This is a genomic window from Hydrogenovibrio thermophilus (genome assembly GCF_004028275.1).
In the GTDB taxonomy this organism is placed as follows: domain Bacteria; phylum Pseudomonadota; class Gammaproteobacteria; order Thiomicrospirales; family Thiomicrospiraceae; genus Hydrogenovibrio; species Hydrogenovibrio thermophilus.
Map to the genome: position 1 here is coordinate 2,193,148 of NZ_CP035033.1, position 24,740 is coordinate 2,217,887.

The 24,740-nt window shown below is 51.5% G+C and carries 24 protein-coding genes; 11 read left to right on the plus strand and 13 right to left on the minus strand.

Annotation, left to right across the window (positions count from 1 at the left end):
• Positions 1-8: 8 nt before the first annotated feature.
• The 4 genes from EPV75_RS10290 to EPV75_RS10305 all read right to left on the minus strand — a co-directional run bounded on the left by EPV75_RS10290 (position 9) and on the right by EPV75_RS10305 (position 4,020).
• Positions 9-1,250 (minus strand): FAD-dependent oxidoreductase, encoded by a 1,242-nt coding sequence (locus EPV75_RS10290; protein WP_029938812.1) that lies wholly within the window; start codon positions 1,248-1,250, stop codon positions 9-11.
• 9 nt (positions 1,251-1,259) lie between these two features.
• A complete protein-coding gene (purU, locus tag EPV75_RS10295) occupies positions 1,260-2,111 on the minus strand; it encodes a formyltetrahydrofolate deformylase (protein ID WP_128385328.1) in 852 nt (283 codons plus the stop codon).
• Positions 2,112-2,607: 496 nt separating this feature from the next.
• Entirely contained in the window at positions 2,608-2,817 is a 210-nt protein-coding gene (locus tag EPV75_RS10300; protein WP_029938814.1) for a cold-shock protein, read from the minus strand.
• Between the two features lie 195 nt (positions 2,818-3,012).
• Positions 3,013-4,020 carry a YbgA family protein gene (locus EPV75_RS10305; protein ID WP_128385329.1) on the minus strand — a complete coding sequence of 336 codons (1,008 nt, stop codon included), beginning with the start codon at positions 4,018-4,020 and terminating at the stop codon, positions 3,013-3,015.
• A gap of 213 nt (positions 4,021-4,233) precedes the next feature.
• On the opposite strand from EPV75_RS10305, the gene hemH reads away from it, so the two are divergent.
• Complete coding sequence (gene hemH, locus EPV75_RS10310; RefSeq protein ID WP_128385330.1) at positions 4,234-5,352, plus strand: ferrochelatase; 1,119 nt, start codon at positions 4,234-4,236, stop codon at positions 5,350-5,352.
• 45 nt (positions 5,353-5,397) lie between these two features.
• Here hemH and folM read toward each other — a convergent pair whose 3' ends face one another.
• From folM to EPV75_RS10340, 6 genes are all read right to left on the minus strand, one after another.
• Complete coding sequence (folM, locus tag EPV75_RS10315; RefSeq protein WP_128385685.1) at positions 5,398-6,105, minus strand: dihydromonapterin reductase; 708 nt, start codon at positions 6,103-6,105, stop codon at positions 5,398-5,400.
• A 119-nt stretch (positions 6,106-6,224) separates the two neighbouring features.
• Positions 6,225-7,433, minus strand: coding sequence for an organoarsenical effux MFS transporter ArsJ (gene arsJ / locus EPV75_RS10320; RefSeq protein ID WP_128385686.1), 1,209 nt, complete (start codon positions 7,431-7,433; stop codon positions 6,225-6,227).
• 11 nt (positions 7,434-7,444) lie between these two features.
• Positions 7,445-8,476: an ArsJ-associated glyceraldehyde-3-phosphate dehydrogenase gene (locus EPV75_RS10325; protein ID WP_128385331.1), complete on the minus strand. Its 1,032-nt coding sequence runs from the start codon at positions 8,474-8,476 to the stop codon at positions 7,445-7,447.
• 13 nt (positions 8,477-8,489) lie between these two features.
• On the minus strand, positions 8,490-8,984 hold the full coding sequence (locus EPV75_RS10330; RefSeq protein ID WP_128385332.1) for an arsenate reductase ArsC: 495 nt from the start codon (positions 8,982-8,984) through the stop codon (positions 8,490-8,492).
• 87 nt (positions 8,985-9,071) lie between these two features.
• Positions 9,072-9,698: an MTH895/ArsE family thioredoxin-like protein gene (locus tag EPV75_RS10335; RefSeq protein ID WP_128385333.1), complete on the minus strand. Its 627-nt coding sequence runs from the start codon at positions 9,696-9,698 to the stop codon at positions 9,072-9,074.
• Positions 9,699-9,768: 70 nt separating this feature from the next.
• Positions 9,769-10,734, minus strand: coding sequence for a permease (locus tag EPV75_RS10340; protein WP_128385334.1), 966 nt, complete (start codon positions 10,732-10,734; stop codon positions 9,769-9,771).
• Positions 10,735-10,968: 234 nt separating this feature from the next.
• Between EPV75_RS10340 and EPV75_RS10345 the strand changes: the two genes are divergently transcribed.
• The 4 genes from EPV75_RS10345 (at position 10,969) to folE2 (ending at position 14,906) form a co-directional block, all read left to right on the plus strand.
• Positions 10,969-11,322 (plus strand): ArsR/SmtB family transcription factor, encoded by a 354-nt coding sequence (locus tag EPV75_RS10345; RefSeq protein WP_128385335.1) that lies wholly within the window; start codon positions 10,969-10,971, stop codon positions 11,320-11,322.
• A 119-nt stretch (positions 11,323-11,441) separates the two neighbouring features.
• Positions 11,442-12,782, plus strand: a complete 1,341-nt coding sequence (locus tag EPV75_RS10350) for an FAD-dependent oxidoreductase (RefSeq protein WP_128385336.1) — start codon at positions 11,442-11,444, stop codon at positions 12,780-12,782.
• Positions 12,766-13,788 (plus strand): CobW family GTP-binding protein, encoded by a 1,023-nt coding sequence (locus EPV75_RS10355; RefSeq protein WP_128385337.1) that lies wholly within the window; start codon positions 12,766-12,768, stop codon positions 13,786-13,788. The genes EPV75_RS10350 and EPV75_RS10355 overlap by 17 nt, the downstream gene beginning before the upstream one ends.
• A gap of 167 nt (positions 13,789-13,955) precedes the next feature.
• A complete protein-coding gene (gene folE2 / locus EPV75_RS10360; protein ID WP_128385338.1) occupies positions 13,956-14,906 on the plus strand; it encodes a GTP cyclohydrolase FolE2 in 951 nt (316 codons plus the stop codon).
• A gap of 119 nt (positions 14,907-15,025) precedes the next feature.
• On the opposite strand, the gene EPV75_RS10365 is transcribed toward folE2, so the two are convergent.
• Positions 15,026-15,496 carry an Lrp/AsnC family transcriptional regulator gene (locus EPV75_RS10365; protein ID WP_225972318.1) on the minus strand — a complete coding sequence of 157 codons (471 nt, stop codon included), beginning with the start codon at positions 15,494-15,496 and terminating at the stop codon, positions 15,026-15,028.
• Between the two features lie 209 nt (positions 15,497-15,705).
• Here EPV75_RS10365 and EPV75_RS10370 point away from each other — a divergent pair, with 209 nt between their 5' ends.
• A complete protein-coding gene (locus EPV75_RS10370; RefSeq protein WP_225972319.1) occupies positions 15,706-17,337 on the plus strand; it encodes a 2-isopropylmalate synthase in 1,632 nt (543 codons plus the stop codon).
• A gap of 145 nt (positions 17,338-17,482) precedes the next feature.
• Positions 17,483-18,370, plus strand: coding sequence for an SMP-30/gluconolactonase/LRE family protein (locus tag EPV75_RS10375; RefSeq protein ID WP_128385340.1), 888 nt, complete (start codon positions 17,483-17,485; stop codon positions 18,368-18,370).
• Between the two features lie 76 nt (positions 18,371-18,446).
• Here the strand turns inward: EPV75_RS10375 and EPV75_RS10380 are convergent, their stop codons facing one another.
• Complete coding sequence (locus EPV75_RS10380) at positions 18,447-19,544, minus strand: MBL fold metallo-hydrolase (RefSeq protein ID WP_128385341.1); 1,098 nt, start codon at positions 19,542-19,544, stop codon at positions 18,447-18,449.
• 166 nt (positions 19,545-19,710) lie between these two features.
• Positions 19,711-20,814, minus strand: a complete 1,104-nt coding sequence (locus tag EPV75_RS10385) for an AI-2E family transporter (protein WP_128385342.1) — start codon at positions 20,812-20,814, stop codon at positions 19,711-19,713.
• 38 nt (positions 20,815-20,852) lie between these two features.
• Here EPV75_RS10385 and ppnN point away from each other — a divergent pair, with 38 nt between their 5' ends.
• The 4 genes from ppnN to EPV75_RS10405 all read left to right on the plus strand — a co-directional run bounded on the left by ppnN (position 20,853) and on the right by EPV75_RS10405 (position 24,693).
• Entirely contained in the window at positions 20,853-22,229 is a 1,377-nt protein-coding gene (ppnN, locus tag EPV75_RS10390) for a nucleotide 5'-monophosphate nucleosidase PpnN (protein WP_128385343.1), read from the plus strand.
• Positions 22,230-22,297: 68 nt separating this feature from the next.
• Positions 22,298-23,506, plus strand: coding sequence for a DEAD/DEAH box helicase (locus EPV75_RS10395; RefSeq protein WP_128385344.1), 1,209 nt, complete (start codon positions 22,298-22,300; stop codon positions 23,504-23,506).
• Positions 23,507-23,615: 109 nt separating this feature from the next.
• A complete protein-coding gene (locus tag EPV75_RS10400; RefSeq protein ID WP_128385345.1) occupies positions 23,616-24,242 on the plus strand; it encodes a TetR/AcrR family transcriptional regulator in 627 nt (208 codons plus the stop codon).
• A gap of 1 nt (position 24,243) precedes the next feature.
• Positions 24,244-24,693, plus strand: coding sequence for a hypothetical protein (locus EPV75_RS10405; RefSeq protein WP_128385346.1), 450 nt, complete (start codon positions 24,244-24,246; stop codon positions 24,691-24,693).
• The last annotated feature ends 47 nt before the right edge of the window (positions 24,694-24,740 follow it).

A 24,740-nucleotide genomic window follows, 5' to 3' on the forward strand; every position in this document is an offset into this window, starting at 1 on the left:
CTGTCTCCTTAGTGACCGACCGACGCCGCGCCTTTCTCACCCACCAACTCAAACTTGGCGTAGCGATCCAGACTGAACGGCTTGATCAATTCGTGTGTCGAATCGGTGGCCACGGTATGCGCCATGGTTTTTCCGCTGACCGGTGTCGCTTTAAAGCCCCAGGTGCCCCAACCGGCATCCAGATAAAACCCTTCCACATCGGTTTTACCCATAATCGGTGCGAAATCCGGAGTGATATCACTCATCCCGGCCCACTGACGCATGATTTTCAAGCGACTGGTGAACGGGAACAAATCCATCATCTGGTCGGTCAAACCTTCCACAAAATCCAGCGTCGACCGAGTTGAATGCAATTCCGCCGGATCCACCGACGCCCCCATGACCAACTCACCACGCGACGACTGACTGACGTAAACGTGCAAACTGCCGGATACCACAATCGTGTCCATAAACGGTTTCACCGGTTCGGTCACGCAAGCCTGCAACGGGAAAATCTCAATCGGGGTTTTAATGTCCAGCATTTCGGTGATGCGTGGCGTAGAGCCTGCCACCATCGAAATCACTTTCTTGGCTTCGACAAACCCTTTGTCCGTTTCCACGCCGACAACCTTGCCGCCTTTGGTTTTAATATCCGTCACCTGGGTTTTCTGATGAATTTCCACCCCACGCATTTGCGCGCCTCGGGCATACCCCCAAGCCACCGCATCATGACGCGCCACCGAACCCGGTGCATGGTACAAAGCGCCCATCACCGGATGCTGACCGTTACAGGACATGTCCATGTAAGGCACTTCTTTTTTGATGGTGTCCACATCGACGACTTCACTGTCGATGCCGTGATGTTTATTCACCTCTGCACGCCATCTCATGGTGCGCATCGCACTATCGGTGTGCGCCAACGTAAAATGGCCTCGCGTCGAATAGAAGATGTTCAAATCGAAATCGTCGCTCAAATCCTCGAACAATTTCAGGCTCTCGTCGTAGAACTTAACCCCTTCAGACGTCAGGTAATTCGAGCGTACGATGGTGGTATTACGGCCGGTGTTTCCGCCGCCGATATACCCCTGCTCCAAAACCGCCACATTGGTGATACCGTGTTCTTTAGCCAGGTAATAAGCACAGGCCATTCCATGACCGCCGCCGCCGATAATCACGACGTCATAAGCCTTTTTCAGCGGCTTTTCTTCCGGGAAAAAACGCGGTTCGTCTTCCGATTTTTTCCAGGCGTATTTCAGTAATCTGAGTGGCATTCAAGTCTCCTAAGCGAACACAACGGTTTTATTGCCGTAAACCAACACTCGGTCTTGCAAGTGGTACTTCAAGCCGCGTGCCAATACATTCTTTTCAACATCTTTCCCGAGCACCACCATCTCTTCGGCGGACTCGCTGTGCGACACGCGCGCCACGTCCTGCTCGATAATCGGTCCGGCATCCAGATCTTCGGTGACATAATGACAAGTCGCCCCAATCAGCTTCACCCCGCGCTCGTACGCTTGATGATAAGGCTTGGCCCCGATAAACGACGGCAGGAAACTGTGGTGGATATTGATAATCTGGCCTGGGTATTTTTGGCATAACGCCGGCGGAATGATTTGCATGTAACGCGCCAACACGATGGTATCCGCTTGATAGTGATCCACCCAGTTAACGACCTCGTCAAACACCTGCGGCTTATTCTCAGGCGTTACCGGAATATGCAGATACGGAATGCCGTACCATTCGACCAAGCCTTTCATATCCAAATGGTTGGAAATCACGCACGGAATCTCGCAGTCGATTTCGCCACTGCTCCAGCGATACAACAAATCCGCCAGACAGTGATCCTGCTTACTCACCATAATCAACACTCGTTTTTTAAGGCTTGAGGCCGTCAACTGCCACTTCATGTCGAATTCGTCGGCGATTTTGGAAAAGGCTTCGCGAAACGCCGTTTCATCCATTTGGATGTCGGTGATTTCGTTACGCATAAAAAACTGACCGGTGTGTCTATCCGCGTGATGATTCGCCTCGGCGATCATGCAATCGTTTTCCGCCAAAAAAGTCGACACTTTGGCGACGATTCCCACACGATCCGGGCATGAGATGGTTAAAACATATGAATTTTGCTGCATTATTTTCCCCTCGAGAAACTTTGATTCATATATTAAGACTTCTTCATTTTCATTTCAAGAACTTTTTGTTCATTTTATGAAAATATTTTTAACGTAACGAAATGCCGGACTGAACCCAAGATTAAGGAGAAGGAAATGAATAGCGAGACAGCCCGGTTAGACAGGACTTGAAAGAAAAAGCGTCTAAAAAACCAAATGATGATGGCTTATATAAGATCGGTTAAAACGAAAATGAAACACCCAAAAAGGTATACCGACCGTTTGACGATCAAAATATCGACAGTCTCGTTATATAGACAGTTATATAAATGTATAAGAAAGTGGATATAAAAGGGTGGCGCTTTATAGAAAGGCCCTTAGCAGACTGTACGTCTTCTTTATAAAAGGACAATAAAATGCTTTTGAAAAATGAATCCGGGCTGGACGCTGAAATGCGGGCACAAAAAAACCCTCGTATTGAGAACCAATAAAAGGGCTTAAGAATGTAAAACAGAGATTATACGGCGGTAACGTTCTCTGCTTGTGGCCCTTTCTGACCTTGCGTCACTTCCATGGTAACCGATTGACCTTCGGCCAATGTCTTGCGGCCGGTTCCGTTAATGGCTGAGAAGTGAACGAACACATCCTTTCCGCCCTCTTGCTCGATGAAGCCGAAGCCTTTCTCATCGTTGAACCACTTAACTTTGCCTGTAACTAAATCTGACATGCTTTTTCCTTTCTAACAAATAAAACAACTCCCAAACCCTGACTGAAATTTAAAAAATTTAAACTTGTCAAAAACTTAGGAAATTTCATTATAAGGAAAATCCATAGAAATTCTTATTAATTTTTCGTATTTCCGAAAAAAGTCAAAAGTGTCGTAAAAAAGCCACAGAACAACAGCTTAACCGCTGAATCCCCTCTAACGATAAGCAGTGATTTCGGACCGCAAAGCCAACTCCGCCGGATAAGGGTGGAAAAACACCTGTGTTTCCAGGTAGTCGGAACCATAATGACTCAAGAACTGCTGCAACACCTTAATCACCGCAATCAACGGCACAATACCATTGCGGAACTCCTCAACCGTTTCCCGATAATGTGTCTTTTCCTGTTCGGTCAGCTGTTTTTTGAAGTAGCCGTAAAGATGGTCCAGCACATTAATCACACTGCCGCGCTTGGAGCGGTGTGCCAATAACGCATGCAATTTGGTTTCATACGCTTTCAAACAATCCGCCAGATTTTCCTGAGTGGTCTCCGCCACAATCGGCCCCATCTCCCGATAAATCGATTCAGACTTCGACAACAGCAGATATTTATGATCACGATGAAAGGCCTGAAAGGCTGCCACCGACGGATGCCCCGACATGAACTCACGCCAGCGCGCGGTGGTGAACACCCGCATCATAAAGTTTTCCCGCAACCAGGCATCCTGCAAACGGCCTTCTTCCTCCACCGCCAATTCAGGTGCCTGATGTTGCAATTCCGCGGTAAACAATCCCTGGCCCATTTTATCTTGCGAACCGAACCATTCCCCGCTCGGACGATAAATCTTGATGCGTTCCAGCCCGCAAGTGGGTGAACGCGACTTCACCACGGCGCCGTCAACCCCCTGCTGCAACAGCTTCGGCACCATTTTGTCGTTATAACGTTGAATGCCCTCGGTCACATCCTGCTCGGTGCGCGTGCCGCGCACACGAATCGTACCGTCGACATTCACCAGCCGAATGGTCTCTCTTGGCGTTCCCAGCACCGGCGCTTCCGGGCAGAACGGCAAAAAATCGGCGTATTTCGCCAAAGCTTGATTGATAAAGTCGTCCTGAGCATGACCACCGTTATAACGGCATTCCGTTCCCCGCAAGCAGTCGGACACGGCAATTTTCAATCTCGGAAAGTGTTCCCCGGAAGCGGGCAATGACGTCGACGTCGGCATAATCGGCTCCTTACAATATGACAAAATCATTCCAGGAATGATATGTTATACAAAACATATACAATATTGTACAACCACTACAATTCAATTATACTCTTTTCTCATCGACTGACATCCTTCCCAAGCGAAAGGAAACCGTCGCGCCGTTTACCTGACGGTAAAATCGGTCTAAAATGGCGCAAGCCCTTATCCGGAACCAGTACAGGAACCCTTATGGAATACAAAAACTACACCGCTTACCAACACGGTTCGGAACCCGCTGTCGGCGTTCTGATCACCAACCTGGGCACACCCGACGCCCCCACCAAAGAAGCGCTGAAACCCTATTTGAAAGAATTCCTGATGGATCCCCGCGTCGTGGAACCGCCACCGGCGCGCTGGTTATGGAAATTGATTCTGAACCTCATCATTCTGAACACCCGCCCGGCGAAATCGGCGGAAGCCTATGAAGAAGTTTGGGGACATTACGGCGAAGGTTCGCCTTTATTGGACATCAGCAACCGCCAGTTGGCCGACATCGAAGAAAAGGTGCGCGGCCATTTCAGCGGTCGCGTTGAATTTGCGCTGGGCATGCGTTACGGCAACCCGTCGATTGCCGATGCACTCAAATCCTTGCAGGAACGCAATGTACAACGCCTGATTGTTTTACCGTTGTATCCGCAATACGCCGGTGCCACCACCGCCTCCACCTTCGATGCCGTCACCGCGGAACTGCAAACCTGGCGCTGGATTCCGGAACTGCGCTTCGTGCGCAATTACCATAAACACCCCGGCTACATCAAAGCGCTGGCGAATAGCATCCGCGAACACCAGGAAAAACACGGCAAACCGGATTTACTGGTGATGTCATACCACGGCATCCCGAAACGTTATTTCGATAACGGCGACCCTTACCCATGCGAATGCCGCGCCACCTCACGACTGGTGGCCGAAGAACTCGGTATTGGCCCGGACGATTACATGGTCACCTTCCAGTCGCTGTTCGGGAAAGAGGAATGGGTCAAGCCTTACACCGACGCCACCTTGAAAGGCTTACCGTCCAAAGGCGTCAAACACCTGCAAGTCATCTGCCCGGGCTTCTCCGCCGATTGCTTGGAAACCATCGAAGAAATCGACCAGGAAAACCGCGAGTATTTCGAAGAAGCCGGTGGCGAAACCTTCAGTTACATCCCGGCGCTGAACGACCGCGACGATCACACCAACGCGTTAATGGAAGTGATTTTGCAACAGACCAAAGGCTGGCCGGAAAGAGACGGTTTTGATGAATCGGCCGCGCAAGCCGAACGGGAATTGCAAGCCAAGCTGGCGCGTGCGCAAGGCGCGAAGCATTAAAAGGCATTCCACCGACGTTCGACAAGCGCGTTAAACGAAACGGCGTTACGCTTTTTTCTGCCCGAGTGACACGGTCGAGCCCGTAGCATTCGGGCTGTCCATCAGAAAGCGCACCGCTTGCCAAATCGATGCCTCGCCCGGTTCCACCGGAATGGCGCTTTCCGCCAAACGCTTCTGGCGATACGCGTCGGAATCTTCAGGATGAAAAATCACCAGGCCTGGTGCAATGTTATTGACTTTAATGTGCGGCGCAAACGCTTGGGCAAACGATTGGGTCAAGGAGGCCAAGCCCGCCTTCGACGCCAGATAAGCCGCATAATCGGCATGGCCGTCCGCCACTTTCACATCCGTCAAGGCCACAATATCCGCGGTGGTGGCCGACGTCTTTTCCAGTAACGGACGGCAGGCCTGGTTAATTCGATACGGCGCGTCCACATGCACCGCCAACAGGTCGGCCAGCAAACCCGGTTGTGCATTCACTTGCGCATCGGTCGCCCAGAGCGAGGCGTTGTGAACAACCGCACGCAAGCTCGCGACCCGTTGCGGCAAACGCTGTAAGAAGGTGTTCAAAGAAGCGGAATCGGTGAAATCCACTTGAAACCCTAAAGCGCCCTGCGCTTTCAGCTCATCCACCGCCGGACGTTCGGTGCGGTACGTAAAGACCACCACTTGGCCTTGCGCCAAAAATTGTTTCGCCAGATACAAGCCGATGCGCTGCCCGGCTCCGGTAATCAAAACGGCGTCTTTTAGCATGGCAGTCAATGCGACAACTCCTTATTTCCAGGCCATTTTCCAGCCAAGGCCGTTTAAGCATTTTCGCCAGGCCTGGGCAAAGTTCATATTGCCCTATTCTAACGACTTTATGCGCCCTTTTATGCGGTTTTTGGCATCGGCTGCGCTTTCAGCACCAACAGCCCGGCCGACAACACCATCAACGCCGACAACCATAACGTCATTTCCATACCCGACACCTGATACACCCAGCCGGATAATACCGTGCCAGCCAGCCGCCCGGCGGCATTGGCCATATAGTAGAAACCGACGTCTTTAGAAGTGCCGTCCGCATCGGCATACGACACGATCAAATACGAATGCACCGCCGAGTTCAAGGCAAACACCACCCCGAACACCAGTAAACCGCCCACCAAAATCACTTGCGGAGAATAGGACAAGGTCGCCGCCATCAGCGCGGGCACAACCGCCAAGGCCAAGGCCAGTTTCATCGCCGTGGTGCGCGTCGGGTTGTGTTCTTGATCGGCGTCGCGCCCCTTTTTCAACCCGGTCCATTTCGGTGTGGTCGCCTGCACCACGCCATAACCGATAATCCACAGCGCCATAAAGGTGCCCACTTCGGTGTGCGACCATTGCAACACGCCTTGCAGATACACCGGCAAAGCCACCACAAACCATACGTCGCGTGCGCCGAACAAAAAGAAGCGCGCGCCGGACAACCAGTTAATGGCCGGCGACTTGGAAAACATTTCCTGGAATTTCGGCTTGTTTTGCGCCTTGCCCAATTGCCCGTCCAGATAAATAATCGAAAAGAACAGCGGCACCAGAATCAACATCACCAACACGAACAACGCATACTGAAAGCCCACCGCGCCCAGCAGCACCGCACCGACAAAAAATCCAACCCCTTTCAAGGCGTTTTTCGAACCGGTCAGCACCGATACCCAGCGATACAATTGCCCGTCCGTATCCGATGCCAAGCTTTTAATCGCGCTTTTCGCCGACATTTTATTGAGGTCTTTGGCAATACCGGACAAGGCCTGCGCCGCCATCACATAGGCCACGGTTAGCCACTCCGGCGACACCACCAACATCATCAAGGCAATGACCTGCAAACCCAGACCGATGTTCATGGTCACGTTCAGCCCCAGACGAGCGCCCAACCAACCGCCAAACAAGTTGGTGACGATGCCGAAAAACTCATAGAACAAAAACAGCATGGCAATTTCCAGCGGACTGTATCCCAACTGATAGAAAAACAACAATACCAACATGCGTAAAGCGCCGTCGGTGATGGTAAAGGCCCAATAATTCGCGGTAATCAAGCCGTATTGTTGTTTCAAAGACATCGCCATCCGTCTTACTCCTGAGCTGCCGCCCGCTGATTCAGATCGCCGACCTTCACCGCCAGTTCCATCATGCGGGTGACATAGCCGATCTCATTGTCGTACCAGGCCAGCAATTTCACTTGCGTGCCATTCACCACCATCGTCGAAGGTGCATCAATCACCGAGGAACAGGTTTCGCCCTCATAATCCACCGACACCAACGGACGCTCTTCATAGCCAAGAATGCCGTCCAGATAGGTTTCCGAGGCTTCTTTCAGTAGACGGTTCACTTCGTCCACCGAGGTTTCCCGTTGCATTTCCAACACCAAGTCCGTCAGAGACGCATTCATAAACGGCACCCGCACCGCTAGGCCATTCAGCTTACCGTTAAGTTCCGGGAAAATGGTACCAATGGCCTTGGCTGAACCGGTGGTGGTGGGAATCAGCGATTCAAATGAAGCCCGCGCACGGCGCAAGTCTTTATGACCGTGATCCACCACCTTCTGAGTGTTGGTGCGGTCGTGCATGGTGGTGATACTGCCATGCTGGATGCCGATTTTTTCGTGCATCACTTTTATCACCGGCGCAATGCAATTGGTGGTGCAGGACGCCGCTGTGACAATCGGGTCCAGGCCTGGCGAAAACACCGTATCATTGATGCCCATCACAATGTTCTTAATCTCTTCCTTCATCGGTGCGGCGACAATCACTTGCTTGACGCCCTGATCCAGATACGGCTGCAAAGCGGCACGAGTGCGAAATTCACCGGTGGCTTCAATCACCACATCCACGTCCAAGTCGCCCCAAGGCGTGTCGGCAATCGCCTCATTCGAGGAGTAACCGATCAGACAATCTTCGACCCGAATGCCGCCGTCTTCCACCTCGGCTTCATGCCACCAGCGTCCGTGCGCCGAGTCAAAATGCAGCAAATGCGCCGAGCCTTCAGCATCAGTCGCCGTCTCATTGATGTGTACAAATGCCACATCCGGCCAGTCGTAGGCCTCACGCAAGGCCAAGCGGCCCATGCGTCCGAATCCATTAATCGCCACTCGTAATTTTTTCATGCTCACTTCCTTATTATTCAGCTTCATCACCACGTTCTAGACCAATCTCATCCAGCTTCTGCTTCAACTTTAATCTTTCCAGTTTTTCAAAGGGCAAAATAGTAAACAACTTAATTCGGGTATCCAGAACCCGCAACACCTCTTTATACTGTTTCAAAGGGTTATCCCCTTCCACTCTTTGCGGGTCTTCCACGCCCCAATGCGCGGTCATCGGTTGACCCGGCCACACTGGACAAACTTCCCCTTTGGCTTTATCACACACGGTAATCACAAAATCCATTACAGGCGCACCCGGCTGAGCGAATTCATCCCAGCTTTTGGTGCGTGGAGGCTCCATTCGAATTTTTGAATGTTGTAACACCGTTAAGGCATCCTCATTGACCGAATCCTTAGGATGACTGCCCGCACTGTAAGCTTTAAACCGACCCTTGCCCCAATGATTCAATAAGGCCTCGGCCATCACACTGCGTTTGGAATTGCCGGTACATAAAAATAAAACATTAAACATTTAAAACTCCTAAAAAACACATAGTCTAAAAATACGTTTATTTCAACAAGCCAGTTCACCGGGTTCCATGACGCTTTTTTGAGGGTTTTATGACAACCAGGCTTTTATCTGTTCACGAGACGGAATACCGCCGGAATGCACCACGGCTTCATCGATCACCACACCGGGTGTACTCATGACCCCATAAGCCGCGATTTCCGCAAAATCCTCAACCTTTTCCAATTCAATCGCCACCTTCAACTCTTCGGCCACGCTTTCAATGAGCTTGGCCGTACTTTGACAATTGGCGCAGCCGCTGCCCAACACTTTCACGACCTTGGCATCTATTGCATTGTCACCACAGCAGGAAGTTTTTTCTGGTGCTGATTCTGCACCTTCACAAAATCCATTAGACGCCGATTGTTGAGACGAACTTTCCCCACAACAGCCGCCTTTTTCCGATGACTTGTCACCTGCCCCAGCCGGGGTCGGTGTTACCGGAGCCGAAGTCCCGCAAGTGCCGCCAGGACAACATTCGCCAGTTTTTGACAATTTACCCAGCATTTGCGACGGACACCAGCCAGTAAAAGTCGCCTGCAAGCCCATGCCGGCGGCAAACACCGCTAACCACAGCCAATTCCAGCCTGCCAAATCAGTTTGCCCGGTGGCGTGCGCCAACGCAATCGCCAACAACACCATCAGCGTCATCATCCGCACCATTAAGTTCCCTTTCATTGTTTCACTCTCCTAATCATTCAACACTCTCTAAATCGCCCAGGCCTGGCTAAAATCAACCAAACTTCGGTCACACCGCAAAAGCGGCATTAAAACCATAACCCACCAACACAAACGCCACGCACAAAACCCCAACAAACACCGCCAAGGCCGGCCAACGAATCACTTTTCGTAAAATCAGCAATTCCGGCAGCGACAAAGCCGCAATACTCATCATCAGTGCCAGACTGGTGCCAATGGGCACGCCTTTATTCAACATGGCCTCGATAATCGGAATCACTCCGGTCGCATTGGAATACAGCGGCACACCGACCAGCACGGCCGCGGGCACACTCCACCAGTTGCCCGCATCAGCCAAAGTGGATTCGATCCAGGCCTGCGGCACATAACCATGGAAAGCCGCTCCAACACCGATGCCCGCCAGTACCCAAACCCAAATGCGTTTAACAATAATTTTTACCTCATTCCAGGCAAAGGCATGACGACTGACCAAACCGCCGCTTTGTGCCTGAGCTTCCTGTGCCTGACGCATTTTGATGTCCCACACATAAGCTTCCACCCAGCGTTCCGGTTTAAACCATTCCATCACCATCGAGCCGATATAAGCCACCACCACACCGGCCAACACATACAGCAAAGCCACTTCCCAGCCGAGAATGCCGATCAGCAGCACCACTGCCACCTCGTTAATCATCGGGCTGGCAATCAAAAACGCGAAGGTGATGCCCAACGGAATACGCGCTTCCACAAAGCCGATGAACAACGGCACCGAGGAACAGGAACAAAACGGTGTCACGCCGCCCAAACCAATCGCCAACGAACGGCCCAGCCACTTCGGCTTACCGGCCACCACGTCGCGCACCTTTTCAGTCGACACAAAGGCCCGCAACAATCCCATCAAATAAATAATCACCACCAGCATGACAAAAATTTTCAGGGTATCCATCACAAAAAACTGAACGGCACTGCCCAGAGCGGACTCTTTCCCAAGCCCCAGCCATTCGAACGCAACCTGGTTTCCGATCATGTCAAACATTTCATTTCTCCATAAGCACGCCGCACAAATCAGAAAGCGCTTTTAAACAACACTAAATATGCATAAACAGATATATTAAAACCTCTTGACGGAAAATACAATCAAATCAATCACAAAATTGATACAATAACGTAACAATTAATACTGTTTTGCCGAGCCAGACCTGTGGGTATATTTGCTCAAATGGCTATCCGGCGCTATGATAAACGCTAGCACAACATAGGAATTCCACCCGTGACCTTAGACCGCACTGCACAGATTTTTAAAGCTCTCTCCGAACCGCTGCGTTTGCGTATTCTGCACTTGCTGTTGCTCCGGGATTCTCTGTGCGTTTGTGACTTGGTTACCGTTTTAGAACAAGGGCAAAGCACCATTTCGCGCCACCTCACGTATCTGAAAAACGCAGGCCTGGTGAAATCATGGCGAGAAGGCACCTGGATGCATTACGAACTGGTCAATAACACCCCGGCTCCGCTGTCCTTCGAAACCCTGAAAAACCACCTGACCCAGTTGCCGGAATGCGAAACCGACTTCGCCGCTTTGCAAGAATACGAAAAAAACCAACCGCGTTGCTGCCAGATCGACTGAAGGCCATCACGACATTCAATTCAACAACCTCCAAAAATTCCCATTAATCGCAATTAGTCAAACCCTAAAGAATTTTATATAATACTTGGCTCCCTGAATTCGAATGGATTGAAACTCCTATGCAAAATCGTACATTTGATGTCGTGATCGTCGGCGGTGGTATCACCGGAACCGCGCTCGCCTATACACTGGCTAAATACACCGACATCAAGTCCATCGCCATCCTGGAAAAATACGGCTCTTTATCCCCGTTGAACTCCAATGCGCGCAGCAACAGCCAAACGTTGCACTGCGGCGACATCGAAACCAACTACACTTTGGAAAAAGCCATTTCCGTCAAGCGTACCGCCAATATGCTGGTGAAGTACGCCGAACAGGTCGATAAAAACGATTTCCTGTATAAGTTCCCGAAAATGATTCTAGCCGTCGGCGACGACGAATGCGAGCGTCTGGAAAAACGCCATGAAGAATTCAAGGAAGGCTTCCCTTACATGGAACTGTGGGACGCCGAAAAAATTGCCGAAGTCGAACCCAAGGTTGCGCTGAAAGACGGCAAACCACGCCCGGAACGCATTTTAGCCAGCGGTTGTACCGACGAATATTCCGCCGTCAACTACGGCAACCTGTCGAAATCCTTTATCGACAGCGCCCGTAAAACCGGCAAGGATATCCGGGTTTCCCTCAGCTCCAAAGTGGACCGCATCATCGAACTGGAAGACCACTACGAACTGCAAACCGCGCACGGCACTTATGTCGGCCGTTTTGTCGTGGTGTCCGCCGGGGCGCACAGTTTGTTACTGGCCAACCAACTCGGCCACGGCATGAACCTGTCCACCCTGCCGATGGCCGGCAGCTTCTATTTCGCGCCGAAAGTGCTGAACGGCAAAGTCTACACCATGCAAAACGACAAACTGCCGTTCGCCGCACTGCATGGCGACCCCGACTTAACCGAGCCGGACAAAACCCGCCTAGGGCCAACCGCCCTGGTTCTGCCGAAACTGGAACGCTACACCGGCGGCACCTATATGGACTTCTGGCGCTCGCTGAAACTGGACACAAAAGTCCTGCGCGTGTTTTGGGATTTAATGAAAGACAGCACCATCCGTAATTACATTTTCCGCAACTTCCTGTTTGAAGTGCCGTGGTTGAACAAAAAGCTGTTCGTCAAAGACGCCCGCAAAATCCTACCGGATTTAACCACCAAAGACCTCACCTACGCGGAAGGTTACGGCGGCGTCCGCCCGCAGGTCATCGACAAGACCACCAAAGAACTCAAATTGGGCGAAGCCAGCATCGTGCCCGAGCACGACAACATCATCTTTAATATGACACCGTCGCCGGGTGCCACGACGTGTCTAGGCAACGCCTATCGCGATGCGAAAATCATCTGCGAACGTCTTGGCGTCAACCTGAAGCACGACGAACTCGTCAACGACTTGCTGGATGGCAAAGATCTCTGACACCCCAACTCCCGTTACCCTGGTAACGGGACTGCTCGGCAGCGGCAAAACCACCGCCATTCACCGACTGTTACAGCAACGCCCCGCCGGCGAAAACTGGGGCCTGCTCATCAATGAATTCGGCGAAATCGGCATTGACGCCGCTACCCTCGATGCCGACAGCCCATGGATTGAAGACGTCACCGGCGGTTGCATCTGCTGCAGCGCCCAATTCGGTTATCGCCAAGCTTTGCAAAAGCTGTTACAGCATCCATTGGACCGCATTTTGGTCGAACCCACCGGGCTCGGCCATCCGGCACAGGTCATCGACACCTTAAAACAATTCCAACCCCATATCCGAATCGCCGGTGTGTTGCTGGTCATCACCCCACAACAACTGACGCCGGAACGCTGGGCCAAATCGGCGGTGATGCGCGACCTGGTCAACCTCGCCGATACGGTTCTGCTCAATAAAACCGACCTCGCCAGCGACGACGACATCCGCCAGGCCAAACAACTGTTACAACAAACTTACCCGCCGAAAGAAGCGATTCTGCACACCCATTTGAATGCCGAATGCAACTTTCCGCCAGGCCTGGTGGATTTTAAACAAACCCAACCGGCCTTTACCCTGCTCAGCGGCCTGCATGAACACCAGCAACAAACGGATACCTGCACTCTACCGGGCGAATCCAAACTACCGCATTGCCTGCAACGCCAAGTCCAAACCGGCCACACCACCAGCGTCGGTTGGCAATTCGATGCCAATATTCAATTCAACCGTGTCGCCCTGAAAGCGTTTATTGAAGAGCAATCTCACCTGATTCGCGCCAAAGGCGTGCTGCGTACCGGCAACGAATGGCAATTACTGAACGTCGTCGACGGTCAAATCCAATGGCAGGACATGGCCTGGCGTCAAGACAGTCGGCTGGAATTATTATTCGAAACCGCCTCAGATAATGCCTCGAACACCTTTATCGACCAGTTGGAAACCGCCCTCAACACCTGCCTGATCGACCGCTCTTAAAATTACTTATGAGAAATTTTATTTATTATCATGAATTATTTTCACAGTAAATGATACCCATTCCCACAAGATATGGTATACTTCTCCTCTTTTTTAAAATATGAGCCCAACTTTGTTTTATCCGGGCGGACCGAACAAAGACCTCAATCAAAGCCGAAGGAAATTGCATGACGAAGCACATGCCCGATATCGCTTGCCAACCCCACCAAGACCCACAGGGAAAACTCAACTGGGTCGGAATGAGTGGCATTGAACTGCCAATCCAGCTACAACAAGATTCGCAAAACACCCTAACCCTATCCTCGCAGGTACAAGCCTACGTCAGCCTGGACGATCCTTTAAGCAAAGGGATCCACATGTCGCGCCTGTATCTGATTCTAGATGAAACCGGCTCGAAAGCGCCGTTAACACCGGCCAGCATCCAAAATATGCTGCAGGCCTTTATCGAATCGCACCAAGGGCTCAGCCAAAACGCCTTTGTCGAATTCCGTTTCGATTATTATGAAAGACGCCGCTCCCTGAAATCCGATAACTCCGGCTGGAAACACTATCCGTGTACGATGCGCGGTGAAATGCGAGACGGACAATACGAATGCGAAGTCAGCATCAGCGTGCCCTATTCCTCCACTTGCCCCTGTTCCGCAGCCCTGTCTCGCCAATTGATTCAGGAAGCCTTCGAACAGCAATTCAACGGTCAAGCGCTGGACTACAACCAGGTGCTGGAATGGCTCGGCACGCCGGAAGGCATCTGCGCCACGCCGCACAGCCAGCGCTCTTATGCGCAGATCAAACTGAAAGTGGATGCGTCGCACGACTTAAACCTCTCCACCGTCATCAACCAGATTGAAGACGCGGTGAAAACGCCGGTGCAATCCACCGTCAAGCGCGAAGACGAGCAGGAATTCGCCCGTCTGAACGCCACCAACCTGATGTTCTGTGAAGACGCCGCGCGTCGCATGCAAGCCAAACTGGAAAGCTGCACCGAATATCAAGACTATTGGGTGCGCGTCAACCACTTGGAAAGCCTGCACCCGCACGATGCGGTGGCGATTGTCACCAAAAACGTACCGGGCGGTTACAGCGACGAACCTAACTTTATGGATCGTTTCGAGCACTAAACGCACGACACTTGTGCCACCCATCAAAAAAGCCGCTTTTCAGCGGCTTTTTTATAATCGTCAAACAGATTCAAAAACGCCCAGGCCTGGGTATTTTTCAGATTCGGTTCAAACACGACTCAAGCAATCGGCAACGCCGTTTTATCCACCACTTTACGCAAGACAAAACTGGTGTGCACCCCGCTGACACCTTCGATTTGAGTAATGTGATTGAGCAGTAAATCCTGATAGGCCTCCAAATCCTTCACCACCACTTTCAACTGGTAATCGGCGGTTTGGCCCGTGAGCAGCAGACATTCCACCACATTCGGCAAGGCCTGTATCGCGTCGTCAAACGCTTCAAACCGTTCATGCGTGTGCTTGTCCATGGAAATGTGCACCAACGCCATTAAATCCAACCCCAATGAACGCGCGTCCAACAGCGCGCGGTAGCCGAGAATCACCCCGGCGGCTTCCAAAGCTTTAAAACGGCGCAGACACGCCGACGGCGACAAACCGATTTGATCGGCCAATTCCTGGTTGCTCAAACGGCCGTTATTTTGCAACGCATTGAGAATGGCTTTGTCGTATTTATCCAGTTTATTGAGCATATTCTTAACCATTTATTTAACGTTTATTTTTATCCTGGAAATAAAATATCAAATAAACAGATAAAATTGAAATTAAATTGCTAAAAATGTGCTTTTTAATCACGTTTTCACAATTTAATCGCTTCAAGATGTTGTTACAATTTTTGCCAGAGAGCAAAGAACTTGCACACTCTACGAGAACTCCAATTTTAAAACCGACAGGAAAACCGATGAACAGCATGAGACCTGAAAAATATCGCCCAACGGCCACCCCGGATTTACCCAATCGTCAGTGGCCGGACCGTCGCCTTACCCAGGCGCCGATTTGGGTGAGTGTCGACTTACGAGACGGCAACCAAGCTTTGGCCAACCCGATGACCGTCGAGCAAAAGCTGAAGCTGTGGGATCAGTTGGTTGCGATTGGCTTCAAAACCATTGAAATCGGCTTTCCGTCGGCCAGCCAATTGGAGTTTGACTTTACCCGCCGTTTGATTGAGGAAAATCGCATCCCCGAAGACGTGACCGTTCAGGTTCTGGTCCAGGCCAGGGAGCATTTGATCAAACGCACCTATGAAGCGCTGCAAGGCGTGAAACAAGCGGTGGTGCATGTTTACAACACCACTTCTACCGTACAACGCGAAAAAGTTTTCTGTAAATCGAAAGCGGATATCAAAACCATGGCGATTCAGGGCGCGCAATGGGTGAAAACCTATGCCGAACAATACCCGGAAACCCAATGGACCTTTGAATACTCCCCGGAAAGCTTTTCCCAAACCGAAACCGATTACGCCGTGGAGGTCTGCCAGGCGGTCATGGACGTTTGGCAACCGACAGTGCACAACCGTTGCATTTTGAACCTGCCATCCACCGTGGAAAGCACCTCGCCCAACCGTTATGCCGACCAGATCGAGTATTTCGTGACCCATTTGAAAAACCGCGATGCGGCGATTATTTCGGTCCACACCCATAACGACCGCGGCTGTGCCGTGGCGGCGGCCGAACTGGCGATGCTGGCCGGAGCCGAACGCGTGGAAGGCACCTTACTGGGCAACGGCGAACGCACCGGTAATATGGACATCGTCACGCTGGCGATGAACCTTTACAGCGAAGGCATCGACCCGCAATTGGATTTATCCCGCCCCGACGATTGGATTCCGGTGTTGGAAGAAGTCACCCGCATCGACACCCATATCCGTCATCCGTGGGTCGGCGAAGCGGTTTACACCGCCTATTCCGGCAGCCACCAGGACGCCATCCGAAAATGCCTGATGCGCCAACAGGACGACGAGCCTTGGGATGTGGCCTATTTACCGATCGACCCGATGGACATCCATCGCAGTTACGAAGCGATTATCCGCGTCAACAGCCAATCCGGCAAAGCCGGTGCCGCCTTTGTACTGACGCAGGAATATGGATTGAATCTGCCGAAATGGGTTCAGCAGGATTTCGCCCCCGTCGCACAATCGGTGGCGGAAGACGCCGGCGGCATTGTCAGTCATCAAACGCTGTTCGAGGCCTTCAACCGTCATTACGGCATCAACCAGCCGCAAGCCACCTTGAACAATTACCAACTGTCCCGAAAAGACGGCAAAGAACATTTGAGCGTGGAGGTCAACGGCGAAACCTGGCAAGGACAAGGCAACGGCACTTTGAGCGCGCTGTGTGATGCCTGGCAAAGACGCACCGGCAAGCAAGTGGACGTGTTGGACTACAGCGAACATGCCATGCAGCAAGGCAAGGAAGCGAAAGCCATCGCCTATGTGTATGTGAAACAAAAATCGCAAAACACCATCGGCATCGCCACGGCGGACGACACGGTTTCCGCCATGATTCAAGCGTTATTGTCCACCATCAAGCCCTAAGTCCAACGCCATTCGTCCCCGACAAAACCGCCAGGCCTGGCGGTTTTCGGGCTTTCACATTCCTTTCATAAATGCCCCCGTATTTTTGCTAAGATGAGCGTTCAACCGCTCAATCTTTTCGTTTTTTCATCAAGAGGAAATCACCATGTTATTGAAAAAACACCCTCTCGCCTGGGCGCTGGCCGCCTTATTGCCAACCCTCCCGTTCACGACCACTTTGGCCGATAACGCCCACTTGAAAGGTGTCGGGTTCGCCACACCGGAAGCCATGGAATACGAAGCCGACAGCGACACTTATCTGGTCGCCAACATCAACGGCAGCCCGTTTGAAAAAGACGACAACGGCTTTATTTCCAAGTTGTCACCGGACGGCGAAGTGATTGAATTGAAATGGTTGGATGGCGCCAGCGACGACATCGCACTCAACGCGCCGAAAGGCATGGTGACGCAAGACGGTAAACTCTATGTGGCCGACATTGACCGTCTGCGCGTGTTCGATTTGAGCAGCAAAAAACAATTGGACGACATCGTTTTTCCCGGCAGCAGCTTCATTAACGGCGTCAGCCCGGCACCGGACGGCGGCCTGTACGTCACCGACAGCGGCATGGCACCCGGCTTCAAACCGTCCGGCACCGAAGCGATTTACAAAGTCGATGCCGGAGGAAAAGTCATTAAACTGAAAAGCGGAAAACTCGGCCATCCGAACGGCGTTTACGCCAAAGGCGACACACTCTGGATGGTCACGCTTGGTTCCGGCCAGCTTCGCACCATGACACTGGACGGCACGGAAACCTCGCGCATGACCTTGCCGTTCAATCGTCTGGACGGCTTGATTGTGACCAATGACAACCGCCTCATCACCTCCAGCTGGAAAGCCAAAGGGGTTTACGAAATTACCCCTGACGACCATTTGGAATTGATTGTCGGCGACCTGGAATCTCCGGCGGACTTGGGCTACGACAGCAAACGCAACCGCTTGTTGATTCCGTTGTTCCTGAAGGACGAAGTGGTCATTTACTCATTGGAAGACTGAGTCTCTGACAACCAAACAGACAATAAAAAAGGGCCTTTCGGCCCTTTTTTATTCGTATCGAATTCAAAGCATTGACTTAAAAATCGCCGCCGGTGATTTCATTGTAAATGCGTCGGGCGTTGTTTTTCGCCGCTTGGTCAAAGACCGGACGATCTTTATACATCGATTGGTCGATGTTTTCAGCATCTTCCTGGTTACCACCGTTATCCACGACTTTCTGCACTTCTTTCTGCACATACTTGAAGTAGTCATAGGTTTGCTTCTTCACCGTGGCCATATCGGTCGGCGTTCCGTGCCCCGGAATCACATGCACGTCGGACGGAATTTGCGACATCATGTTTTCGAAAGACGCCACCCACTCCATGCTGTTGGTGTAAGCAAACATCACCGGCATCCGCTCGTTGAAGCCCAAATCACCGGTCATCAACACCTTACGGGTCGGAATGTACACGCTGGTAGACGCCGGCGTATGCCCTGGCCCAAAATCCATCAAAATGAACTTTTCACCGCCGCCGACATCGACGCTCAATTTATTATTGAAGGTGGTGAATTTGTCGGACACGTTGCGCGCCATATTGGTGATGGAATTGCCGACTCGCAAGGCCCATTCGGCCTTAATTGCATCAAACGACTGGTCAAACTGCATATTGGCCAATTCGCTGGAATACAGGTGCTTCACGCCGACATCCCACCAATAACTGGCCCCCAGATAGGCGTGGCCCTGGTTGTTTTCGACCGCGACCCACTTAACCGGTTTATTGGTGATGCGCTTGATTTGCTGATGCACGCTGTAGGCAATCGCCGGATTGGCCCCAGCGTTAAAAACAAACACACCATCCTTGAAAAGGACAAAGGAAATATTATTGTTCAGTCCAAAGTTGGACGGATTATGCCAGATTTGACTGCCGACAATGGTGTACACACCGTCGGTCACCTTCACCGCTTTCGGCAACGGCAGTTCGTCGCCAATGTAACCGGCTTTCTTCATGGTCGATTTGACTTCATTCACATAGGTATTGGCCGCGCTGGCGGCTACGTTACCATTCCCCATCTCTTTGGCCCAGGCTTCAAACCCGGCGGTATAAGGGTCTTCCGTATCGGCCGAAAACGTCTGCGGACTGACCAGAGCACTGCTGATCAGAATGATCGTACCTAACTTGGAAATGACTTTCATCTTTCCTCCATCTATTATCTTTTGTGTGTGGTTCACATCTTTACCTAGGGGCTGAAACAGGTTCAGTTACAGGCATCATAACATTCGTAATGCCTTATCCCCATTGATGTTTTTAATCGCTGACAAAAGTTTTCGATGAGTAAAAACCCTTAAAACGGATTTTCTTTTAGGTTCGGTCGAGTAAATCGGAATTTTTATGGGCGTAGACATCAAAGATGGTGATGGCCATGGCGGCGATGACCGGCCCGAAAAACAAACCGATCATACCGAAATGAATCAACCCGGCGAAGGTGGACAGCACCGTAATCAAGGTATGATTGGCCACCGCCAAATCATCCGTGCCACTGCCGATGGAGCGGGCGATTTTCTGAATCAGCATCGGGCGCACGATATTATCGATAACAAAACCGTTTACGAAAGCCCCGAAGAACACCACCACCCCGGCGCCGACATAATTACCCTGCGCCAGCAGCACCAACGTCAGCGGAATCCAAACCAACGCCGCGCCGACAATCGGAATAAACGACGTGATTGCAATCGCCATCCCGATAAACAAGCCAGGCAAGCCGAGTCCCCAGGAAACAAACGCAAACACCAGACCTTGCATAAACGCGATGCCCAGCACCGACAACAGCAAGATGCTCGATAGGTTGGAAAAACGATTCATGATCATGGTGTCGTAATAGTTTTCCAACGGCGATAAGACTTTCAGGTGATGCGCGATGCGGTGGCCGTCACGGTAGAAAAAGAATAACGCAAACACCGCCAGCAGAATAAAGGTCAAAAACGATGTGGTACTGCCGAAAACCCCGCTGACCAGAAACACGATGGTATCCTGCGCAAACTTGATGATTTTGCCGGAGTTCTCGCGCAATTGTTCAATCAATTGCGCTTGGGTTTCTTCCGGAATGGGGATGATCTTGACCAGGTTTTGGTTTAATTGCGCGAAACTGTCCGGCGTCTGCTGCGACAACCATTGCTGCGCCTGACCGAAAATATGCCCCACCTGCAAGCCCACTTCCAGCAGCAAATAGGTGACCGGTACAATCACCGTCAAAAACACCACCGTGCTCATGATCGCCGACGCATACGTTTCCGAGCGGTTGACTTTGGGTAGAATCTTCAAATACATTGTATAGGTCGCGGTCGCCAGAATCATGGCGAACAACAACGCTTCCAGAAACGGCGAGAAGAGCCACAGCAATCCAATGATGGCTGTCAGCAACAAAAGGATCAAAAAACCTTCTTCGTAGGGTGCGTTTGAGCGCATAATATCAACCTGTCAGAGAAAACAAGCACTAATCTATCATGAACAGCATCATCAAAAAAGTTTTAATTCGCCCGGCCGGCGCCCTGCAAATCCTCTCCTACAAAGAAGCCCAACAGCTTTGTGACCAGACCGAAACAGGCTTGAACGAAGTCTTCCGTCGTTGCAGTTTGGCGGTTCTCAACACCGGCACCAAAGACGACAACGGCATGGCGCTTTTGGAAGCGCATCCGGACTTTCAGATTCAGGTGCACATTAAAGGCCGCGGCTTGCAGATTGAAATCGACAACGCGCCGGAGAATGCCTTCGTCAACGGCGAGATGATTGAAGGTCTGCAAGAACATTTAACCGCTGTGATTCGTGATTTGATTTACGCTCAGAACGAAATCATCGACAGCCAGGAATTCAACCTGGAAACCCCATTCGGGCTGACCAATGCCATTTTCCACATTGCCCGTAACGCCTGCTTGATGAAGCCCGACGTCGACCCGAACATCGTCACCTGTTGGGGCGGCCATTCCATTCCGTTGGAAGAATACAAATACACCAAGCAGATCGGCTACCATCTTGGCCTACGTCGCTTGGACATCTGCACCGGCTGCGGACCGGGCGCCATGAAAGGCCCGATGAAAGGCGCCGTGCTTGGCCATGGCAAACAGCGCTACAAACACGCCCGCTTCATCGGCCTGACCGAACCGGGCATAATTGCCGCCGAAGCGCCGAATGCCATCGTCACCGAGCTGGCGATTTTCCCGGACATCGAAAAACGCCTCGAAGCCTTTATGCGCTTAGGGCACGGCATTATTATTTTCCCGGGCGGCGCCGGCACCATGGAAGAAATTCTCTACTTGCTGAGCGTGTTGCTGCACCCGCAAAACAACAACATCCCTTTCCCGGTGGTCTTGACCGCGCCCGAATCCGGACAGGCCTACTTCGATGCCGTGCTGGAATTCATCGAACACGCACTCGGCAAGGAAGCGGTGCGCAAACTGACCGTCCTCATTGATCGCCCGGAAGAAGTCGCCGACTTCATCGAAGAAGGCATCCAAGACGTCAAGGCCTTCCGTAAAGCTACCAGTGATGCTTACTACTACAACTGGAACCTGCACATTCCTTACGAACTGCAACAACCTTTCGTGCCGACACATGACAGCGTGGCCGCGCTGGAGCTGCATAAAGACCAACCGACTTACCATTTGGCGGGCCAGTTGCGCAATGTGTTCTCCGCCATCGTGGCCGGTAACGTCAAAAGCGAAGGCATCGCGCAGATCAATGAACGGGGTCCGTTTGAAATCAATGGCGACCCGGAAATCATGAAACGCATGGACAATCTGCTCAAGTCGTTCGTCGCTCAACGCCGCATGAAATTAGGCACGGAGCATTACGAGCCCTGCTATAATATCGCCACGGGCGAATAGCAAGCAAAACGCTTTCATTGTGTGAGTCCGACCGATCAACCGTGCTCAAGCCATCACGTGAGTCCAGCATGACATTTGAAGAATTAGACCTTGACCCGGTGCTGCTGAGCGCCATCGAAGAACAGCATTTCCACAAACCGACCCCGATTCAAGCGGAAGCGATTCCCGAAATGCTGCTCAGCAAGGACGTACTGGCTGGTGCCGCCACCGGCACGGGTAAAACCGCCGCCTTCGTGCTACCGGCCCTGCAATTCTTGCTGGATGTTCCCAAACCCAGCCGCCACCCTCGCGTGCTGATTCTGGCCCCGACGCGAGAGCTCGCATTTCAAATCCATAAGGTCGTCAAACAACTCGGCACCCACTGTCCTTTCCGTTCCAATATCGTCACCGGCGGTTTCGCCTCCGACAAGCAATTGGAAATTCTGAAAGCCGACATGGACATACTGGTCGCCACGCCGGGCCGTTTGCTGAACATCATGACCAAGGAATTCATCGACTTGTCCGATGTGGAACTTCTCATCATCGACGAAGCCGACCGCATGCTCGATATGGGGCAAGGGCCGGACGTTCTGGCGTTGATTGAAGCCATTCCCGGCGATTTTCAAGCCGCCTGCTTTTCCGCCACCCTCGGCGGGTCAGGACTGGCGAAATTCGCCGAAGAGATTCTGGATGAACCCAGCGTCATTCAAGTGGATGCGCCGAACCAACAATCCGACCAAATCCAACAATTCGCCTATCTGGCCAACGACAAGACCCATAAACAAGCGTTATTGAAATCGATTCTGGAAGACGACACCTGCCAAAGCGCGATTGTTTTCTGCAACAAAAAAGACCGCGCCATCGAACTGGCTGATTGGTTACAGGCCGAAGGCGTGTCCAGCACCGTATTGCACGGCGACTTTATTCAAGCCAAGCGTCTGGAAAAGACCAATAAATTCAAACAAGGTAAAATCAAGGTACTGGTTGCCACCGACGTCGCCGCTCGCGGTTTGGACATTCTCAATGTCACCCACGTCATCAACTACGACGTACCTTTCCGTGGAGATACTTATATCCACCGCATCGGTCGAACCGGCCGCGCACAACAAGTCGGCATTGCCATCAACCTAGTGGAACGCCATGACCTATCCAACCTGCAACGCATCGAATATCACCTCAAACAGCGCATTCCGCTGGCCAAAATTCCGGGGTTGGAGCCCAACTTCAAGCTCAAAGACACCCTGAAAAAACCGAAGAAGAAAAAGAAAAAAGACACCAAAGCGAAGAAAAAACGCTAAAACCCCTCCCACTTTTCCCTGCACATTTCTTTCACACTTTTCAGCTGGAAAAATTTAACTAAATAGTTAAACTATATAGTTAATTATTATGCATTTCTGAAGAAGCACTATGAAACCAAACACCCGAAAACCGAACGCAACCGCCCTGAAAATCCAGCTTTGTGCGACCGAAATGTTTGCTGAAAAAGGATATGAAGGCACCATCATGGATGAGTTGACGGAGCGAACCGGAGTCAACAAGGCCAGTATTTACTACCATTTCCGCGACAAAGCCACGCTCTATGAACATTGCCTGACCCAACTGTTCGCCAGCGTAGCCGCCCCGGTTGCCGATGCCGTCGACCAGGCTTCGACACCTCACGAAAAGCTTGCAATCTTCATTCAAAGCTTTGCCGAACAAGCCCGTGAAAAACCCGCCATGCCGTCGATACTGATGCGCGAAATCGCTTCCGGAGGCCAACACATGCCCGATACCGCGCGTCAACAAATGCAGCGTTTGCTATCGACCTTGAAAAACCTATTAAACCAGGGACAACAAGAAGGCATATTCGAGTCATTCAATGCTTTGACACCGCATTTCATGGTCATTGGCAGTCTGTGCTTTTTCCTCACCAGCCAACCCATGCGCGATCGCATCGACAGCCCGGAAAAGATCGACCCGGAACTGAACGAATTTACGCACCAACTGATTCGAATTCTACAATCAGGCCTGGCCAAAACCACCAAAGGAGCATGACATGAAAACCGTATTACAACGCCTCGCATTAAGCACCCTGTTCACTCTAATCTCACTTCCTGCATTCTCAGCCGATAACCGAACCGTCGTCTGGCTCAACGAAGAAGAACAAGCCATGTTGCTCAGCGAAATGCGCCAGTTTTTGGTTGCCAGCCAAAAAATTCTAGCGGCCAGCTTGAAAAATGACATGGAAACGGTTGAAGCAACCGCTCGTAACGTCGGCATTCAGCAAATGCGCTCGACACCGCCCAGCTTGAGAGCCAAACTGCCAAAAGGCTTTAAAGCTTTAGGACCACAAGTACATCGAGGTTTTGAAGACATCGCCAACGAGGCGGGAACTCTTGGAGATTCAACGGTGATATTGAAACGCCTCGCGCAACTGCAAAAAAACTGCATCGCCTGCCACGCGGCGTATCGAGTAAAAGCCACGGCAACCTTGACTGAAAAGTGACCAGGCCTGGTCAGAATTGCCATTTCAACGCCCAACTTCATCGGACG

Coding starts and splice junctions, on each gene's coding strand:
- EPV75_RS10290 (WP_029938812.1), bottom strand. CDS start 1,250: ATGCCACTCAGATTACTGAAATACGCCTGGAAAAAATCGGAAGACGAA.
- purU (WP_128385328.1), bottom strand. CDS start 2,111: ATGCAGCAAAATTCATATGTTTTAACCATCTCATGCCCGGATCGTGTG.
- EPV75_RS10300 (WP_029938814.1), bottom strand. CDS start 2,817: ATGTCAGATTTAGTTACAGGCAAAGTTAAGTGGTTCAACGATGAGAAA.
- EPV75_RS10305 (WP_128385329.1), bottom strand. CDS start 4,020: ATGCCGACGTCGACGTCATTGCCCGCTTCCGGGGAACACTTTCCGAGA.
- hemH (WP_128385330.1), top strand. CDS start 4,234: ATGGAATACAAAAACTACACCGCTTACCAACACGGTTCGGAACCCGCT.
- folM (WP_128385685.1), bottom strand. CDS start 6,105: ATGCTAAAAGACGCCGTTTTGATTACCGGAGCCGGGCAGCGCATCGGC.
- arsJ (WP_128385686.1), bottom strand. CDS start 7,433: ATGTCTTTGAAACAACAATACGGCTTGATTACCGCGAATTATTGGGCC.
- EPV75_RS10325 (WP_128385331.1), bottom strand. CDS start 8,476: ATGAAAAAATTACGAGTGGCGATTAATGGATTCGGACGCATGGGCCGC.
- EPV75_RS10330 (WP_128385332.1), bottom strand. CDS start 8,984: ATGTTTAATGTTTTATTTTTATGTACCGGCAATTCCAAACGCAGTGTG.
- EPV75_RS10335 (WP_128385333.1), bottom strand. CDS start 9,698: ATGAAAGGGAACTTAATGGTGCGGATGATGACGCTGATGGTGTTGTTG.
- EPV75_RS10340 (WP_128385334.1), bottom strand. CDS start 10,734: ATGTTTGACATGATCGGAAACCAGGTTGCGTTCGAATGGCTGGGGCTT.
- EPV75_RS10350 (WP_128385336.1), top strand. CDS start 11,442: ATGCAAAATCGTACATTTGATGTCGTGATCGTCGGCGGTGGTATCACC.
- EPV75_RS10355 (WP_128385337.1), top strand. CDS start 12,766: ATGGCAAAGATCTCTGACACCCCAACTCCCGTTACCCTGGTAACGGGA.
- folE2 (WP_128385338.1), top strand. CDS start 13,956: ATGACGAAGCACATGCCCGATATCGCTTGCCAACCCCACCAAGACCCA.
- EPV75_RS10365 (WP_225972318.1), bottom strand. CDS start 15,496: ATGCTCAATAAACTGGATAAATACGACAAAGCCATTCTCAATGCGTTG.
- EPV75_RS10370 (WP_225972319.1), top strand. CDS start 15,706: ATGAACAGCATGAGACCTGAAAAATATCGCCCAACGGCCACCCCGGAT.
- EPV75_RS10375 (WP_128385340.1), top strand. CDS start 17,483: ATGTTATTGAAAAAACACCCTCTCGCCTGGGCGCTGGCCGCCTTATTG.
- EPV75_RS10380 (WP_128385341.1), bottom strand. CDS start 19,544: ATGAAAGTCATTTCCAAGTTAGGTACGATCATTCTGATCAGCAGTGCT.
- EPV75_RS10385 (WP_128385342.1), bottom strand. CDS start 20,814: ATGCGCTCAAACGCACCCTACGAAGAAGGTTTTTTGATCCTTTTGTTG.
- ppnN (WP_128385343.1), top strand. CDS start 20,853: ATGAACAGCATCATCAAAAAAGTTTTAATTCGCCCGGCCGGCGCCCTG.
- EPV75_RS10395 (WP_128385344.1), top strand. CDS start 22,298: ATGACATTTGAAGAATTAGACCTTGACCCGGTGCTGCTGAGCGCCATC.
- EPV75_RS10400 (WP_128385345.1), top strand. CDS start 23,616: ATGAAACCAAACACCCGAAAACCGAACGCAACCGCCCTGAAAATCCAG.
- EPV75_RS10405 (WP_128385346.1), top strand. CDS start 24,244: ATGAAAACCGTATTACAACGCCTCGCATTAAGCACCCTGTTCACTCTA.